Origin of the sequence: Microvirga aerophila (assembly GCF_003332305.1) — a bacterium.
GTDB classification, from domain to species: domain Bacteria; phylum Pseudomonadota; class Alphaproteobacteria; order Rhizobiales; family Beijerinckiaceae; genus Microvirga; species Microvirga aerophila.
The window spans coordinates 1-16,309 of the sequence record NZ_QOIO01000018.1; the positions used below are offsets into that span (position 1 = coordinate 1).

General features: G+C 63.6%; 13 protein-coding genes and 1 tRNA gene. 4 read left to right on the forward strand and 10 right to left on the reverse strand.

Annotated features, from left to right (window positions below):
* Positions 1 to 429: 429 nt before the first annotated feature.
* A tRNA-Lys gene (locus DRB19_RS11670) sits at positions 430 to 504 on the reverse strand.
* A gap of 133 nt (positions 505 to 637) precedes the next feature.
* Between DRB19_RS11670 and DRB19_RS11675 the strand changes: the two genes are divergently transcribed.
* Positions 638 to 3,031: a transketolase gene (locus DRB19_RS11675; protein ID WP_114186214.1), complete on the forward strand. Its 2,394-nt coding sequence runs from the start codon at positions 638 to 640 to the stop codon at positions 3,029 to 3,031.
* 65 nt (positions 3,032 to 3,096) lie between these two features.
* Here DRB19_RS11675 and tgt read toward each other — a convergent pair whose 3' ends face one another.
* From tgt to gyrA, 7 genes are all read right to left on the reverse strand, one after another.
* Positions 3,097 to 4,278 carry a tRNA guanosine(34) transglycosylase Tgt gene (gene tgt / locus DRB19_RS11680; RefSeq protein ID WP_114186215.1) on the reverse strand — a complete coding sequence of 394 codons (1,182 nt, stop codon included), beginning with the start codon at positions 4,276 to 4,278 and terminating at the stop codon, positions 3,097 to 3,099.
* Between the two features lie 78 nt (positions 4,279 to 4,356).
* Entirely contained in the window at positions 4,357 to 5,445 is a 1,089-nt protein-coding gene (gene queA / locus DRB19_RS11685; protein ID WP_114186312.1) for a tRNA preQ1(34) S-adenosylmethionine ribosyltransferase-isomerase QueA, read from the reverse strand.
* A gap of 115 nt (positions 5,446 to 5,560) precedes the next feature.
* Positions 5,561 to 6,028 (reverse strand): peptidylprolyl isomerase, encoded by a 468-nt coding sequence (locus DRB19_RS11690; protein ID WP_114186216.1) that lies wholly within the window; start codon positions 6,026 to 6,028, stop codon positions 5,561 to 5,563.
* A 44-nt stretch (positions 6,029 to 6,072) separates the two neighbouring features.
* Positions 6,073 to 6,591: a hypothetical protein gene (locus DRB19_RS11695; protein WP_114186217.1), complete on the reverse strand. Its 519-nt coding sequence runs from the start codon at positions 6,589 to 6,591 to the stop codon at positions 6,073 to 6,075.
* Positions 6,588 to 7,136 carry a peptidylprolyl isomerase gene (locus DRB19_RS11700; RefSeq protein ID WP_114186218.1) on the reverse strand — a complete coding sequence of 183 codons (549 nt, stop codon included), beginning with the start codon at positions 7,134 to 7,136 and terminating at the stop codon, positions 6,588 to 6,590. The genes DRB19_RS11695 and DRB19_RS11700 overlap by 4 nt, the downstream gene beginning before the upstream one ends.
* 29 nt (positions 7,137 to 7,165) lie before the next feature.
* Positions 7,166 to 7,660: a pantetheine-phosphate adenylyltransferase gene (gene coaD / locus DRB19_RS11705; RefSeq protein WP_114186219.1), complete on the reverse strand. Its 495-nt coding sequence runs from the start codon at positions 7,658 to 7,660 to the stop codon at positions 7,166 to 7,168.
* Positions 7,661 to 8,703: 1,043 nt separating this feature from the next.
* Positions 8,704 to 11,397, reverse strand: a complete 2,694-nt coding sequence (gyrA, locus tag DRB19_RS11710; RefSeq protein ID WP_245439446.1) for a DNA gyrase subunit A — start codon at positions 11,395 to 11,397, stop codon at positions 8,704 to 8,706.
* Between the two features lie 535 nt (positions 11,398 to 11,932).
* Here gyrA and DRB19_RS11715 point away from each other — a divergent pair.
* Together DRB19_RS11715 and DRB19_RS11720 are read left to right on the forward strand one after the other, a co-directional pair.
* Entirely contained in the window at positions 11,933 to 12,490 is a 558-nt protein-coding gene (locus DRB19_RS11715; RefSeq protein ID WP_373867401.1) for a LemA family protein, read from the forward strand.
* 9 nt (positions 12,491 to 12,499) lie between these two features.
* Positions 12,500 to 13,498: a M48 family metallopeptidase gene (locus DRB19_RS11720; RefSeq protein WP_114186221.1), complete on the forward strand. Its 999-nt coding sequence runs from the start codon at positions 12,500 to 12,502 to the stop codon at positions 13,496 to 13,498.
* On the opposite strand, the gene DRB19_RS11725 is transcribed toward DRB19_RS11720, so the two are convergent.
* On the reverse strand, positions 13,495 to 14,352 hold the full coding sequence (locus DRB19_RS11725; RefSeq protein ID WP_114186222.1) for a hypothetical protein: 858 nt from the start codon (positions 14,350 to 14,352) through the stop codon (positions 13,495 to 13,497). The genes DRB19_RS11720 and DRB19_RS11725 overlap by 4 nt on opposite strands.
* A 60-nt stretch (positions 14,353 to 14,412) precedes the next feature.
* Between DRB19_RS11725 and DRB19_RS11730 the strand changes: the two genes are divergently transcribed.
* The gene (locus DRB19_RS11730; protein ID WP_114186223.1) at positions 14,413 to 15,051 is read left to right on the forward strand and encodes a MarC family protein; all 639 of its coding nucleotides are present in this window, start codon (positions 14,413 to 14,415) and stop codon (positions 15,049 to 15,051) included.
* A gap of 61 nt (positions 15,052 to 15,112) precedes the next feature.
* Here DRB19_RS11730 and DRB19_RS11735 read toward each other — a convergent pair whose 3' ends face one another.
* Entirely contained in the window at positions 15,113 to 16,222 is a 1,110-nt protein-coding gene (locus tag DRB19_RS11735; RefSeq protein WP_114186224.1) for a M20 family metallopeptidase, read from the reverse strand.
* Positions 16,223 to 16,309 lie beyond the last annotated feature (87 nt).

The window sequence follows — 16,309 nt, forward strand, 5'->3', positions numbered from 1 at the left end:
CATCACATCCTCCCGTGACCGGGAGGTGAATCATCAACTCACTGCAAAGAAAAGATCTTTTATGGGTTCACGACCTAGCAGCCTACAGTTGCTCGGCCGGCCTAAACTGAATCAGGTTAACCGATGACCGGGGCGTTCCAGCAGGGGCTGAGGGCCATCTACCAAGGCCATTGAAGAGCATTCGGGCCCGATGCCACCGTTTTTTCATGGCAAAAGCCTGTCCCATCAGCCAATTCAAACTCGGTTTTGCTTCGTTGGACGAGGGATTACTAAGTGACGGGCGTCATCTGAAGCGCACAAGAAGCCCGAACGATTATTCTCAAAGAATATCTGAGAATACCACCCGAAAGATACGCTCGGAAAATTGAATCAGAATAAAGATACGGTTTGAATCAGTCTTAACGACAGCCGACAATCCCTTGAAAATGTTGGTGAGCGGGGTGGGGATCGAACCCACGACCACATGATTAAAAGTCACGTGCTCTACCACTGAGCTACCCGCCCTCAGGGTGAGCCCGGAATAGGGGCTCTCGACTGGCGGGTCAATCAAAAAGGCTTAAGATACGACCCTAATCCGCAACCGCGGAATCGTGGACGATCTCACAATCTCCCCGGCTTCCGCCTTCCGAGCCCTTCGATGACCGATCCCCGTCTGCCCTATTTGTCCGAGTTCGAACGCAAGATCCTTTGGCTTTCGAGCTGGACAATCCACAACGCCAACCATGTCCGACCCAACCGGGACGGGCTGAAGATCGGCGGGCATCAGGCCTCGTCGGCCTCCCTGTCCACCATCATGACGGCGCTTTATCTGGCGGTTCTGCGGCCTGAGGACCGGGTGGCCGTGAAGCCCCATGCAAGCCCGATCTTCCACGCGATCCAGTACCTCCTGGGGCACCAGACCCGGGAAAAGCTCGAGAACTTCCGCGGCTACAAGGGGGCCCAGTCCTACCCCTCCCGCACCAAGGATATTGACGATGTGGACTTCTCCACAGGATCGGTGGGCCTCGGCGTCGCCCAAACGCTCTTTGCAAGCCTCGTGCAGGATTATGTAAAGGCCCACGGCTGGTCTAAGGAGCGCCCGGAAGGCCGCATGATTGCGCTCGTCGGCGACGCCGAGATGGACGAAGGCAACATCTTCGAGGCCTTGCTCGAGGGCTGGAAGCAGGGACTGCGGAACACTTGGTGGATCATCGACTACAACCGCCAGAGCCTCGACGCCGTAGTGCGCGAGGGCCTCTATGCCCGTTTCGAATCGATTTTCCGCTCTTTCGGCTGGGACGTGGTGGTTCTGAAGCACGGATCCCTCATGCAAGAGGCGTTCCGGGAGCCCGGCGGCGACAGGCTGCGCGATTGGATCGATTCCTGTCCCAATCAGCTTTACTCCGCCCTCACCTTCCAGGGCGGCGCGGCTTGGCGCAAGCGCCTCCTCGACGATTTGGGCGACCAGGGACCGGTGACCCGGCTCATCGAGAAGCGTTCGGACGAGGAATTGGCGCGGCTTATGGCCAATCTCGGCGGGCATGACCTTCCGAGCCTGCTCGACGCCTTCGAGTCCATCGACCACGACCGCCCGACCGTGTTCATCGCCTATACGATCAAGGGTATGGGCCTGCCGCTCGCGGGCCACAAGGACAACCATGCGGGGCTGCTCACGCCTACCCAGATGGACGGTTACCGCGCCTCGGCGAAGGTCCGCCCAGGCCACGAATGGGATAAGTTCGAGGGAATGAGCCTGCCGGTCGCGGATCTGGAGCGTTTCCTTCAGTCGGTGCCGTTCAACGCGCGCGGCAAGCGCCGTTTCGAGGCGCCGGTCGTTCCGGTGCCCCGCGAGCTGCCGACGCCTGCGCAGCCTTCCATGTCGACCCAGCAGGGATTCGGCCTCATCCTCAACGAGCTGGCGCGCTCGGACACGCCTCTTGCCGACCGGATCGTCACGACCGCTCCGGACGTGACCGTCTCGACCAATCTGGGAGCATGGGTGAACCGGCGCGGACTCTTCGCGCGCGAGGAGATGAAGGACATTTTCAAGTCCGAGCGCATCCCCTCCACCTTCACGTGGGATTTCGGCCCGAAGGGCCAGCACATCGAACTCGGCATCGCCGAGATGAACCTGTTCATCCTGCTCTCCGCGCTGGGTCTGTCCCATTCCTTGTTCGGGGAACGGATCCTGCCCATCGGCACGCTCTACGATCCGTTCATCGCCCGCGGGCTCGATGCCCTGAACTACGCGTGCTACCAGGACGCCCGCTTCATCGTCGCGGCGACCCCGTCCGGCGTGACGCTGTCGCCGGAGGGCGGCGCGCACCAATCCATTGGCACTCCCCTCATCGGACTGGCCCAGGATGGGCTGGCGTCCTTCGAACCGGCTTTCGTAGACGAGCTATCGGTGATTCTCCGCTGGGCCTTCGACTATCTCCAGCGCGATGGCGAAGCGGAGCCGAATGAGCGCTCGTGGCTGCGTGACGAGACCGGCGGCTCTGTTTACCTGCGCCTGTCGACCCGCACGCTTGACCAGCCCCAGCGGACCATGACGCCGGAGCTTGCCGCCGACGTCGTCGACGGCGCGTACTGGATGCGCAAACCCGGACCGAATGCCCAGGTGGTGGTCGCCTATACGGGCACGGTCGCGCCGGAGGCTATCGAGGCCGTGGGGCTCATGGCCGAGGATCGGCGCGACATCGGCTTGTTGGCCATCACATCGGCTGACCGGCTCAATGCCGGCTGGACCGCCGCGCAGCGGGCAAGAGAGCGCGGCCTCGTTCATGCCCGAAGCCATATCGAGCGGCTCTTAGGCGATCTCCCGCCGCATTGCGGCCTCGTCACCGTCATCGACGGTCATCCGGCGACTCTGGCATGGCTCGGCTCGGTGCTTGGTCACCGCACTCGCTCCCTGGGCGTGGAGCATTTCGGCCAGACCGGCACGGTGCAGGACCTCTATCGCCACTTCGGCATCGACGCACAGGGGATCATCGCCGCTGCCGAGATGATTGCGCCGGGTCGGCCGATCCGGCATTTGAAGGCGCTGGTATGATCAGGAAATAGCACTGCCCTGCTCCCTCGCCTCGTGGGGAGGGCAACAAGGTTAGTGCCGTGAACTCAGTCCTCCACCGCCATGGCGGTGTTGTCTGCGTGCTCTCCGACTTCTGCCTTGCTGTCGCGCTCGCCCTTGGACCAGCCTTCCTTCACCTCGCCGACATAATCCTCAAGCCGACCCTCGGCGATTGCCTTGCGAAGGCCCGCCATGAGGTCCTGGTAATAGGCAAGGTTGTTCCAGGTCAGCAGCATCATGCCCAGGATCTCGTTCGAGCGGACGAGATGATGAAGGTAGGCCCGGGAATAGGTGTTGGATGCGGTGCACTTGGATTCCGGATCGAGGGGGCTGGTGTCCTCGGCGAATTTCGCGTTGCGCAGGTTCATGCGGCCGTGGCGGGTGAAGACCTGCCCGTGGCGGCCGGCTCTCGTGGGCATGACGCAGTCGAACATGTCGACCCCGCGGCGCACCGCCTCCACAATGTCGTCCGGCGTGCCGACGCCCATAAGATAGCGCGGCTTCTCCTTGGGCATGTGCGGCTCAACCGTTTCGATCATCCGCAGCATCACATCCTGCGGCTCGCCAACGGCCAACCCTCCGATGGCGTAGCCCTTGAGGTCGAGGGCTGCGAGCTCCCGGGCGCTCTCGATGCGCAGGTGCTCCACCGCTCCACCCTGGACGATGCCGAACATGGCCTTGCCCGGCTGCTCACCGAACGCGACCTTACAGCGCTCGGCCCAGCGCAAGGAAAGCCGCATGGCCTTTTCGGCCACCTCGTCGGGACAGGGCAGTTTCACGCATTCATCGAGCTGCATCTGGATGTCGGAACCCAGCAGCCCCTGGATCTCGATGGAGCGCTCAGGCGTCAGCACATGGGTCGAGCCATCGATATGAGACTGGAAGGTGACGCCGGTCTCGTCGATCTTGCGCAGGGCCGAGAGCGACATGACCTGAAAGCCACCGGAATCGGTCAGGATCGGATAGGGCCAGTTCATGAACTGGTGCAGCCCGCCTAAGCGGGCCACCCGCTCCGCGCCGGGGCGGAGCATGAGGTGGTACGTGTTGCCCAGCACCACGTCGGCGCCGAGCGCCTTCACCTGATCGGGATACATGGCCTTCACGGTGGCCGCGGTCCCCACCGGCATGAAGGCCGGCGTGCGGATGACGCCGCGTGGCATGCGGATCTCGCCGGTGCGGGCCGCGCCATCCGTCTTGTTGACCGTGAAGGTAAATTGATCCGTGGTCATATGAAATCCTGAAATCGATTTGGCGTCTTTATCCCTGATTGTGACCGCAAGAGGAAGAGATGCGGCCTGACCAGATCCTCAAGACGGCTTGGCCCGAAACAGCAGGCTCGCGTCCCCATATGAATAGAAGCGATAGCCAGCTTCGATGGCGTGGGAATAAGCAGCCCGCATGCGTTGCAGCCCGGCAAAGGCGGAAACAAGCATGAACAGGGTCGATCGCGGCAGGTGGAAGTTGGTCATGAGCACGTCCACAGCCTTGAACCGGTAACCGGGCGTGATGAAGATCGCGGTATCGCCGGAAAATGGCGCGATCGTTCCATCCTCCTCAGCAGCGCTTTCGAGAAGCCGCAGGGAGGTGGTGCCGACCGCCACAACGCGACCTCCCCTCGCCCTCGCCTCATTGAGCGCCCGCGCCGTTTCCTCGGTCACGGTGCCCCATTCGGCATGCATCCGATGCTCCGCCGTATCGTCCGCCTTCACGGGCAGGAACGTTCCCGCGCCCACATGAAGCGTCACGAATTGGCGCCCGATGCCACGTTCTTCGAGGCGGCGAAACAGATCGTCTGTGAAATGCAGCCCGGCCGTTGGGGCCGCGACCGCACCCTCGTCCCGGGCATAGACCGTCTGGTAATCAGCCCGATCCTTTTCGTCCGTAGCGCGCTTGCCGGCGATGTAAGGCGGCAGCGGCAGTTCGCCCAACCGGGCGATGGCCTCGTCCAGAAACGGACCCGCGAAGGAAAACCGCAGCGTGACCTCGCCGCCATCGCCTTTCTCCTCCACCTCCGCGTCCACGCGCACCAACTCGCAGGCCGTGCTTTCCGACGCCTCGCCGAAGCGGATGCGGTCGCCGATGTTGAGCTTCTTGGCCGGGCGCGCGAAGGCGCGCCAGCGGTCCATACCCTCCCGCTTGTGCAGCATGATCTCGACCCGGGCGGCCGTCTCCTCGCGCACCCGCAGCCCATAGAGCCGGGACGGAATGACCTTGGTGTCGTTGAGCACCAGCACGTCGCCGGGCTGGAGCAGGTCCGGCAGATCGCGGACCGTGCGGTCCTCGAACGGAACCTCGTCCGGCTTGACCACAAGCATGCGCGCCGCATCCCGCGGCTCCGTGGGGCGGAGCGAGATGCTGGATTCGGGAAGGTCGAAGTCGAAGAGGTCTACGCGCATGAAACCCTGGCTCATAACGTCATGGCCGGACTAGGTCCGGCCATCCACGCCTGTCCGGCGGTTGAAGATGTGTGCCCGGGACGGACCCGGGCACGATGTCGTTCGGTCGAAAATATCAGGCCGCGTCGGCCGCGACCTTCATGGAGACGATCCGGTCGGGATCTCGCACGGGTTCGCCGCGCTTGATCTTGTCCACGTTTTCCATCCCCTCGGTCACCTTGCCCCAAACGGTGTATTGCTTGTCGAGGAAGCGGGCGTCGTCGAACACGATGAAGAACTGAGAATTCGCCGAATGAGGCGCATTGGTGCGCGCCATGGAGCAGATTCCGCGCACGTGGGGCTCAGCGTTGAACTCGGCCTTGAGATCCGGCAGGTCCGATCCGCCCGTTCCCGTGCCGGTGGGATCGCCCGTCTGGGCCATGAAGCCCTCGATCACCCGGTGGAAGGGCGCGTTGTCATAGAAGCCCTGACGCGACAGGGTCTTGATGCGCTCCACATGACCGGGCGCGAGATCCGGACGGAGCTCGATGACCACGCGGCCCTTGGTGGTTTCCATGATGATGGTGTTTTCCGGGTCTGCCATAGAACTCTCCTGAATGGCTTGAAATACGGTCCGAGTCGTCCGGCTCACATAGGCCGGGAGTCGACGAAACGGAAGAGGAAGGGCCGTCCAGCGACCGCGCCGCCGAGCCCCTCCGTGAAAGGAAGCGGGGTGCAGCGCACGAACGCCTCGCGGACCGAGCGGGTGAACGGCTCCCGCTGCTCCGGCTGGGTGCCCGCTCGGTAGTATGTGATCTTGGGCAGCCCCAGGACCTCGCCGTTGCGCTTGAAGGCGATGCGCAGGGTGATCTCCTGACCGGAATATCCGCTTCCGGTCGGTGGCTGCCAGCAAGCTTCGATGGCCCGGAACACATCGCGGATCCGATCGACACGCGGAACGGGGGCCGCGTCCTCATAGCGCCAAACAGTGCCTCTCGGCACGTCGGGCGAGGTCAGGGGCGGCTCGAGCTGCTCCATCCGCTCGTCCGGATCGCCGAAGGGCGACGGGCTCTCGTCCTGCGCAGCCGCAGGCGAGGAGATACCGACCGCGAGGAAAAGCGCGACGGCAAGCCGCCGCGCTCCGTATGGCCGATCGTACCGCATCATTTCGCGTCAGCGGCAACCTGCATCTTCACGATCTTGTCCGGATTCGTGACCATGCCGTTGGCGGCCGAGTTGCCCTTCTTGATTTTGTCGACCACGTCCATGCCGCCCACGACCTCACCGAACAAGGTGTATTGGCCGGTCAAGGGGCCGCAGCCGTCGTAGCAGATGAAGAACTGGCTGTTGGCGGAGTTCGGGCTCTGCGAGCGAGCCATGCCGACCGAGCCGCGCTTGTACTGGGTCTGCGAAAACTCGGCCGGTAGATTAGGCAAGTCGGACTTGCCCGTGCCGGTGCCGGTGGGATCCCCCGTCTGGGCCATGAAGCCGTCGATCACCCGGTGGAACACGACGCCGTCGTAGAAGCCGCGCTTCGCCAGCGCCTTGATCTGCTCCACATGCTTGGGGGCGAGGTCCGGACGCAGCCGGATCGTGATGCGGCCATCCTTCGTGTCGAGGAAGATGGTGTTCTGCGGGTCGTTGGCCTGCTGGGCCGCGGCAGGCACAAGGCCGGCGAGCACGATCGCACCGGCTGCGAGCAAACGCTTCATGGACGAGGTCTCCTTGGATTATGCGGACTTCATTGCCGCTTGAATTTGGCCCTTAGCCGCTCGGCGACAAGGTCTGGCACAAAAGCCGAGACATCGCCGCCCATCTGGGCGATCTGCCGGACAAGCGTGGCCGTGATGGGGCGAACCGGAGGCGAGGCAGGCAGAAAGACCGTCTGAACCTCCGGCGCCATGGCGGCGTTCATGGAGGCCATCTGGATCTCGTAGTCGAAGTCGGTGCCGTCGCGCAGGCCCCGGACGATGATCGAGGCCCCATGACGCCTTGCCGCCTCGACGGCCAGATCGCTGAAGGTCACAACCTCCAGCTCTTTTCCCTGAAGGACTGGTCCGCACACTGCCCGAAGCAGCTCGGCCCGCTCCTCGGCGCTGAAGATCGGCGCCTTCGAAGAATGGACCCCGATAGCAATAACGATCCGGTCCGCCACATGGCCGGCCTGACGCACCACGTCCAAGTGGCCGTTGGTGACGGGATCGAAGCTGCCGGTAAAGAGCGCGGTTCGGGTCATAGGCTATGGCGTAGCTTGAGACGCGGCTTTGGGCAAGCTGTGCGATAGAGCACCGCCGCCCGGCCTCCAAGATGCGAAAAGCTCATGACCTTTGGGAATAGGAGGATCCGATGATCTTTCGCCTTTTTGTTGTCGCCGTCACGGCAGTCCTCGTTCTGAGCCCTGCCGCCCTAGCCGGCTTTGTCTAGAACGCATTTTGCGACCTCACCCTGAGGCAGCGTTTCCAGGAATGCGGGAAACCGGCGGGTTTGCCGAGAGGGGACGTTGGCGAGGGGCCAACAATGACAAAGCATGAAAAGGTTGGACTTAGACAGGGTCGACCGATGCGGTTCATGGAGGTGTTCCCGGCAATGACTCACATGAAAATGAATTGTTCTTGAAACAGGCAAGCGTCGTCGGGCTCTGGGCCGCAAAGGCCCGAGCCTGAAGAGCGATCGAGGGGCGCGATGGGCGATCCGGCTCGATGGGGGTGATGGTGGGGAAGAGCCGGATGGCCCCTCGCGCACGGCTCTTTTAGGCAAACAGGCAGCTCTGGCTCGGGAGCTGCCCTCGACGGACGCCGCGCTTGAACAGCGGCGGGTCGCGAGCCAACCCCGACCCCAGAGCGGATGCCTGGGCCTCCCGCCGCCGGGAGTTGCGTCACTCCAGGCGCGGGACCGTTCCCGACCCCACAATCACGACGCCTCGCGAGCGCGCCCCTCGGTGGGCCGGGACAGCCAACCCATAGCCAAGCTTAGGAGAATTGTCAAGAACAAAACGAGAACCAATTGAAGTGTTCGGGTTTAGACTATGTTACCTCCGCCGTTTCGGAGACCCGCAGTCGAATTGTAAGCCTCCGTCCTATTAACCCTATGAGCACGAGTGTTGCCGACCGTGTCCAAACCGGTATGGGTTCTTCTATCTTCCTCGGGGATCGCTCGAACCCAGGACGGAGAGCCATTCACTGTCTCGCCCGCCGAGAGGCTGGATAAGGTTGCTCATCTCAACAAAAATCCCGCCAACCTGGGGCTGGCGGGATGCATGGTTTTCGGTGTCGAACAGTATTATTCTTCCGTTCCCTCGGCAGCCTCACCGGCATCGCCGTTGGCTTCGAGGTCTCCGTCCTCGGCATCCTCGCCCTCGATGTGCTCCACCGAGACGACCCGTTCCTTGCCCTTGGTCGAGAAGACCGTGACGCCCTGCGAGTTGCGGCCGACGGTGCGGATGCCGTCCACCGGCACGCGGATCAGTTGGCCAGCGTCGGTGACGAGCATGATCTGGTCGGAGTTCTCGACCGGGAACGACCCCACGAGTTCCCCATTGCGGCTGTTGACCGCCATGGCCGTGATGCCTTTGCCGCCGCGTCCGGTGATTCGGTACTCGTAGGACGAGGTGCGCTTGCCATAGCCCTTCTCGGACAGCGTCAGGATGAACTGCTCCTGCGCGCTCATGTCCGTGTAGCGCTCCATCGACAGGGCGTCGGCGGCGACGTTCTCCTCGTCGCTTCCGTTCTCGACCTCGGCATCGCCGTTGGTCTGCTCGCCCGTAATGGCGCGACGCATCTTGAGGTAGCCTGCGCGCTCCTCGCCCGACGCCTCCACGTGGCGGAGAATCGCCATGGAGATGATGCGGTCGCCGTCGGCAAGGTTGATGCCGCGCACGCCCATGGAGTCGCGACCCTTGAACACGCGGACCTCGGGCACCGCGAAGCGGATGCACTGGCCCTTGGCGGTGGTGAGCAGCACGTCATCGTTCTCGGTGCAGATCTGCACGTCGACGATGTGCTCGCCCTCGTCCAGCTTCATGGCGATTTTGCCGCCGCGATTGACCTGCACGAAGTCCGACAGCTTGTTACGGCGCACCGTGCCGCGGGAGGTGGCGAACATCACGTCGTACCTGTCCCAGGACGCCTCGTCCTCGGGCAGCGGCATGATGGTGGTGATGCGTTCGCCCTGGCGCAGCGGCAGCATGTTCACCAGCGCCTTGCCTTTAGCGTTCGGGGCTGCCAGCGGCAGACGCCACACCTTTTCCTTGTAGGCCTGACCGGCGGACGAGAAGAAGATGACCGGCGTATGCGTGTTGGCCACGAACAGGCGCGTGACGAAATCCTCGTCCCTGGTCGCCATGCCGGAACGGCCCTTGCCGCCGCGGCGCTGCGCCCGATAGGTCGAGAGCGGGACGCGCTTGATGTAGCCTGCATGAGAGACGGTGACGACCATGTCCTCGCGGGCAATCAGGTCCTCATCGTCCACGTCCGAGTCCCAGTCGACGATCTGGGTCTTGCGCGGCGTTGCGAAAGCCTCACGGATCTCCGCCAGTTCGTCACGGATGATGCCCATGATGCGCACACGGGACCGCAGGATGTCGAGGTAGTCCGAGATTTCGGCCGCGAGCTTGGAGAGCTCGTCGCCAATCTCGTCGCGGCCCAGTGCGGTGAGGCGCTGCAGGCGCAGGTCGAGGATGGCGCGCGCCTGGGTCTCGGAGAGGCGGTAGGTTCCATCGTCGTTGATCTTGTGACGCGGATCGTCCACCAGGGCGATGAGCGGCGCGATGTCATGCGCCGGCCAGTCGCGGCCCATGAGAGCCTCGCGCGCCGAGTTCGGATCCGGCGCGGTGCGGATGAGGCGAATGACCTCGTCGATGTTGGCGACCGCGATGGCAAGACCGCACAACACGTGTGCCCGCTCGCGGGCCTTGTTGAGAAGATACTTGGTCCGGCGGGAGACCACTTCCTCGCGGAAATCCACGAAGGCGCGGATCAGGTCCTTGAGGTTCATCAGCTCGGGGCGACCGCCGTTCAGCGCCACCATGTTGGCGCCGAAGCTCGTCTGCAGCGGCGTGTACCGGTAGAGCTGGTTCAGCACCACGTCCGCCATGGCGTCGCGCTTGATCTCGATGACGATGCGCATGCCGTCGCGGTCGGATTCGTCGCGCAGGTCGGAGATGCCCTCGACCTTCTTCTCGCGCACGAGTTCCGCGATCTTTTCGATCAGCGAGGCCTTGTTCACCTGATACGGGATCTCGGAGACGATAATCGCCTCACGCTCCTTGCGGATCTCCTCCACCTCGGACTTGCACCGCATGATGATGGAGCCGCGGCCCGTAGTGTAGGCGGATTTCACGCCCGCCCGCCCGAGGATCAAGCCGCCGGTCGGAAAATCCGGACCGGGAATGATCTCGATCAGCTCATCAGTCGAGATACCGGGGTTTTCGATGAAGGCCAGGCAGCCGTCGATCACCTCGCCCAAGTTGTGGGGCGGCATGTTGGTGGCCATGCCGACTGCGATGCCGCCGGCGCCGTTGACGAGGAGGTTCGGGAACCGCGCAGGCAGAACCGCCGGCTCATGCTTCGACTCGTCGTAGTTGGGGTTGAAGTCGACAGTGTCCTTGTCGATATCCTCGAGCAGAGGCATCGCCGCGCGGGTCAGGCGGGACTCGGTGTAACGCATCGCCGCCGGAGGATCGCCGTCCACCGACCCGAAGTTCCCCTGCCCGTCCACCAGCAGCACGCGCAGGGCGAAGTCCTGCGCCATGCGGACCAAGGCGTCATAGATCGACTGGTCGCCGTGCGGATGGTATTGACCCATCACGTCACCGACGATGCGGGACGACTTCACGTGCTTTTTGTCCGGCGTGTAGCCGCTCTCGTGCATGGCGTAGAGGATACGGCGATGCACGGGCTTGAGGCCGTCGCGCGCGTCAGGCAAAGCGCGGCTCACGATCACGCTCATGGCGTAATCGAGATAGGAGCGCTTCATCTCGTCGACGATGGAAATCAGCTTGACGTCGCTCGCAGGCTGGTCCCCGGCGGGGCCGCCGGAGCGGATATCGTTCGGATCGGTCAAAACGGGTCTTTCTTATTGGGGCTGGAGCCTCAGGCGCGAGCGGGCTGAAATTGCCGCACCGTCAAGCCTTTGGCAGCCTACGCGAATCCAAGTGAAATCAACTCCTTAGATGGTCGATCCGCAACCATTTTTCAAGGCATTTCCGGGGTTTTCCAAAGGCCAGAGGGGCTTTTCCTCGGCCAAAAGGCCACACCTTAAGAATGCGGCACTGGCCTGTGGCATCGGGCCTCCAGGTTTTGGCTTTCGGGGTGGAAATCGCACCGTCATGGCCGGGCCTTGACCCGGCCATCCACTATTGTGGAAACGCCGAGCCCGAAGGCGCGGATATCCGGCGCAAGGCCGGGCAGGACAGAGGCCTACTGGGAAAATAGACCGATGCTAGGCCAACTTGCTGCCTGGCCGTGGCCGTGGCATGTGTGACGCAACGATATTGAGGGGGCATCCGGCAATGGATTGGATCATGTGGGCCATCTTGGGCCTTGTCGCACTCTTTGCGATCTGGACATATAACAGCCTGGTCACCCTCCGAGCCCGGGTCAATCAGGCCTTTGCCGATATTGACGTGCAGCTCAAGCAGCGCCACGACCTCATCCCCAACCTGATCGAGACCGTGAAGGGCTATGCGGCGCACGAGCGCGGAACCCTCCAGGCGGTGGTCGAGACCCGCAACGCCGCCCTGAAGGCGCAGGGACCCTCCGATCAATCCACGGCCGAGAACGCTCTCTCGGGCGCTCTGGGACGCCTGATGGCGCTGAGCGAGGCCTATCCGGACCTCAAGGCGAGCGAAAATTTCCAGCAATTGCAGACGGATCTGGCTGACATCGAGGACAAGCTCGCGGCCGCCCGGCGCTTCTTCAACAACGGGGTGGCCGAGTACAACGCTGCCATTCAGCATTTCCCGGCTGTGATCTTCGCAGGCCTCATGGGCTTCCGGCCACAAGACTTCTTCGACATCGGCGAGGCGCAGCGCCAGGCCCTCGATACGCCGCCGAAAGTGGCTTTCTAAGCGCCTGCCGTGCTGCCCGTCTTCGGCCTTCACACCCACATCGCCGCCAATCGCCGCCGCTCGACCTTTCTCATCGCCGGGCTTTTTTGCCTTTTCTATCTCATGGCCTTTGGGCTTGCGCTGCTGCTTCAGGCCCGGCGCGCTGAAGGCTTGGGCTCATTCGACAGCCTGCTGCATGCGGCCGTCCAGGACATGCTGTGGCTTGCGCCTGCCACCACGATGCTGGTGGCCTTGTGGGTCTGGTGCGGCTTTCGCCTCAACGCTTTCATCCTCAACCTGACCACGGGCTCCTCGGCTATCGAGCGCCAGGAAAATCCGCGCCTCTACAACCTCGTCCAGAACCTCTGCATTTCCCGTGGGCTCGGGATGCCGAAACTGCGGATTCTGGAGACCGATGCGCCGAACGCCTTCGCGTCGGGCACCCGCCCCGAGCAATACACGATTACCGTCACCCGCGGCCTGCTCGACCTGCTGAACGATCAGGAGCTCGAGGCCGTGCTGGCCCATGAACTGACGCATATCCGCAACGGCGACGTGCGCACGATGATGATCGCAGTCCTGGTCGTGGGCGTCCTGTCCTTCGTGGGCGAAATGGTCTATCGCTCGCTCGGCAACGGCTCTGCCATCGTAAGCTCGAACAGGGGGCGATCCGGCAAGAGCAGCGGTGGCGGACGCTTGGCCGCAATCCTGGTCGCGGCTGCGTTGATCGTCGTGGCGTGGCTGCTTTCCGTGGTGATCCGCTTCTCCCTCTCGCGCCGTCGGGAATATCTCGCCGATGCGGGCGCGGTCGAGCTGACGCACAATGCGGATGCGATGATCTCCGCCCTCGCCAAGATCAAAGGCAAGGGCGAGCTGGAGGGTGTGCCCTCCGCCGTGATGGAATTGTGCCTCGACAATCCCCGCTCCGGCTTCTCCGACCTCTTCGCCACCCATCCGTCCATCGAGGAGCGCATCGAAGCCCTCACGCGCTACGCGGGCGGGAAACCTGTTATCGCGCCGGCCGCTTAGACCCTCAGGAGCAAGGCCGTCGTATCGTCGCTTTCCTTGAATCGCGGATAGAGTTTTCCACCCGGGTCAACCTCGATCTCGATCCGTCTTGCCTCTCTGGCGAGGGGCTCCAGACCCGATGTCAGCGCCGCCTCCATCATAGCTGCAGCGTCCATGGCGCCATAGAGGTCCACGAGCGCAGAGAAGCCGTCGCTGGTCAGGAGAAGAGCCGCGCCGTCCGGGCAGTGCACGGCCTCATGCCTCAGGCGACCCGCCGCCGAAGGGTCGAGGCCGAGCAGGGCAAGGCCCCTGCCCTCCTTCTGGCGCTGGCGGCGACCGGCCAGCCATTCCTGAAAAACCGGGGTCTGCGTGACCGTTTTTGGCGTCGCGCCGCTGGCTTCCAGCAACTCGGCGGCCTTGGCGGCCTCGAATTGTCGGAGACCTGGAGCCTCCCCGACAGTCAGCACAACACCATCGGGTCCACGCACAAAGGCGGTCGTATCCGCAAAGGACCAGACGTCGAGGCTCTCGTTCCGGCGACGCACCAACGTCATGGCCCCGACCGGCCATGTCACCGGATCGCGTCGCTCATCCGGCGCAACCGCCAGGAAGGCCACGCGGGCCTCCTCCATGACGTGACGGATCAGGGACGGACCGTCATCGGCATTCGGCGCGAGGTCCGACAAACGCCGGCTTGCGAAGCCCGCGAGCCACGCAGCGTCGCTTCTCTCCCCCATGATTGGCTCGGTGCCCGGAAAGATCGACGTGTCGATCACCCAGGCCCAGTCTCCCGATGCACCGCAGGCGTCCTCGTTGGCCCGATCCGAGGAACCGGGCCAGCTGATACGATCCAAAACCGTGAACATCGTTGCCATGCCCCTCGCCAAAGCGCTTTTTGAACGCCATAACGCAAGGCGCGCCACAAGGTCCAGCCGATGCTCTTTGATTACGTCTCCGCCGCTCTCGTCACCTTGATGGTCACCCTCGACCCGGTGGCGCTGGCGCCCATCTTCGTCTCGCTCACCCGGGGCATGAACGCGGATGAGCGCAAGCGCGTGGCCCTGCGGGCATCGGTTATCGCCTTCGGGATCCTGACCTTTTTCGGGCTGGGAGGCGAGCTGCTTCTGAGGCTTCTCGGCGTCGGCTTGCCGGCATTCCGCATTTCCGGTGGTCTGCTGCTGTTCTGGATCGCGTTCGAGATGGTGTTCGAGCGCCGCAACGAGCGCAAGCAGCACACCGCCGACATCGCCATCACGGAGGACCACATCCGCAACGTGGCGGCCTTCCCGCTCGCGATCCCGCTCATGGCCGGGCCTGGCGCCATTACGGCGACCATTCTTCTGGCCGGAAGAGCCGACGGCAACGTTCTGCTGCTGTCCTCGCTGATCACCCTGATCGCGCTTGGAATTGCGAGCTGCTTCGTGGTCTTCATGGTAGCCGAACGCGTCGCCCGCATGCTCGGCGTCACTGGGAACGTGGTTCTGAGCCGCCTGCTCGGCGTGATCCTCGCAGGGCTTGCGGTTCAGTTCATCATCAACGGCGTGGAAGCCCTGCTCCGGTCGCCAACTCCCTAGAGCCGGCGCATCGTTCGGTGCGGAAACAGTGAGCCCAATTTCCGCACGATACCCTAACCTGTCAGCGTAGAGTCTCCAGCAGGCGCTGCATGAGCCGCTGGCGCGGCGCGATGGACGAGATCAGGCCGTATTCGTTCAGCGTATGAGCACCGTCGCCGTCGATGCCAAGGCCGTCGAGGGTGGGAATGCCGATGGCGGCCGTGAAATTGCCATCCGAGCCACCACCCGCGCGGGGCGACGAGACCAGATCGAAACCGATCTCTGCCGCAAGGGCCTTGGCGTGGTCGAAGAGTTTCGCGGTTTCGTCCGAACACTCGTAGGGCGGCCGGTTCATGTCGCCCGTGACGGTCACCTTCATGTCGGGATGATGCGCCTTCAGGCCCATGATCGCGGCGGTCAGCGCTTCGCCGTCGGCAACGGTCTCGACACGCAGATCGACGGGGAACTGGCAATGCTGCGGGATGGTGTTCACCGCCGTGCCGCCGGACACCATGCCGACCGTGGTGGTGATGCCGCGGGCGTAATCGGTCAGGGCCTCAATGGCGAGGATTTGACGCGCCGCCTCGTAGATGGCGTTGCGGCCGTCCTGGTGGCGCGAGCCTGCATGAGCCGGGCGGCCCTCCACATGCACGTCGAAGCGCCCGACGCCCTTGCGCGACGTCACGATCTTGCCGCCATCGCGGGCGGGCTCGGTGACCAGCGCGAAAGCGGAACGGCGTCCAAGGTCTTCAATGATGGGACGCGTCATCGGCGAACCGATTTCCTCATCCGGCGTGACGAGGAAAATCATGGGGCGGGCGGCATTGCCCTTGCGGGCCACATCCTTGAACGCCTCCAGGGCGAAATAGGCTCCGCCCTTCATGTCGTACACACCCGGGCCGTAAAGACGATCACCTTCGACCCTCAGGGGAAGGTCGTCCGCGATCGTCCCAATCGGATGAACCGTGTCGAGGTGCGACATGACCAGGATGGCAGGCTCGTCCCGCTGCGGCCCCGCCCGCAGGATCAGCGCATCGCCCAGCCCCTGCTCTCCTCTGATCCGTTCCACCGCGACGGGAGCGTCTGTCATCTGCGCGACGACGAGATCCATCATCAGGTTGACCCCGGCCACATCATGGGTCGGGCTCTCGGTACGGATCCAGGTGAACAGGGTGTCGAGGGAGGATGTCATGGCCGCTTGCGTTCGAGTCTCACGAAAAAGGCGGCTTCGGGCCGCCTCGCGCTTCATAGCCCGCCTAAGCCGGGGTGTCACCCGGTC

Bases quoted from the DNA above. Each gene is read 5' to 3' on its own strand.
- DRB19_RS11675 (WP_114186214.1), top strand. From the start codon at position 638: ATGACCGATCCCCGTCTGCCCTATTTGTCCGAGTTCGAACGCAAGATC.
- tgt (WP_114186215.1), bottom strand. From the start codon at position 4,278: ATGACCACGGATCAATTTACCTTCACGGTCAACAAGACGGATGGCGCG.
- queA (WP_114186312.1), bottom strand. From the start codon at position 5,445: ATGCGCGTAGACCTCTTCGACTTCGACCTTCCCGAATCCAGCATCTCG.
- DRB19_RS11690 (WP_114186216.1), bottom strand. From the start codon at position 6,028: ATGGCAGACCCGGAAAACACCATCATCATGGAAACCACCAAGGGCCGC.
- DRB19_RS11695 (WP_114186217.1), bottom strand. From the start codon at position 6,591: ATGATGCGGTACGATCGGCCATACGGAGCGCGGCGGCTTGCCGTCGCG.
- DRB19_RS11700 (WP_114186218.1), bottom strand. From the start codon at position 7,136: ATGAAGCGTTTGCTCGCAGCCGGTGCGATCGTGCTCGCCGGCCTTGTG.
- coaD (WP_114186219.1), bottom strand. From the start codon at position 7,660: ATGACCCGAACCGCGCTCTTTACCGGCAGCTTCGATCCCGTCACCAAC.
- gyrA (WP_245439446.1), bottom strand. From the start codon at position 11,397: ATGAAGCGCTCCTATCTCGATTACGCCATGAGCGTGATCGTGAGCCGC.
- DRB19_RS11715 (WP_373867401.1), top strand. From the start codon at position 11,933: ATGGATTGGATCATGTGGGCCATCTTGGGCCTTGTCGCACTCTTTGCG.
- DRB19_RS11725 (WP_114186222.1), bottom strand. From the start codon at position 14,352: ATGGCAACGATGTTCACGGTTTTGGATCGTATCAGCTGGCCCGGTTCC.
- DRB19_RS11730 (WP_114186223.1), top strand. From the start codon at position 14,413: ATGCTCTTTGATTACGTCTCCGCCGCTCTCGTCACCTTGATGGTCACC.
- DRB19_RS11735 (WP_114186224.1), bottom strand. From the start codon at position 16,222: ATGACATCCTCCCTCGACACCCTGTTCACCTGGATCCGTACCGAGAGC.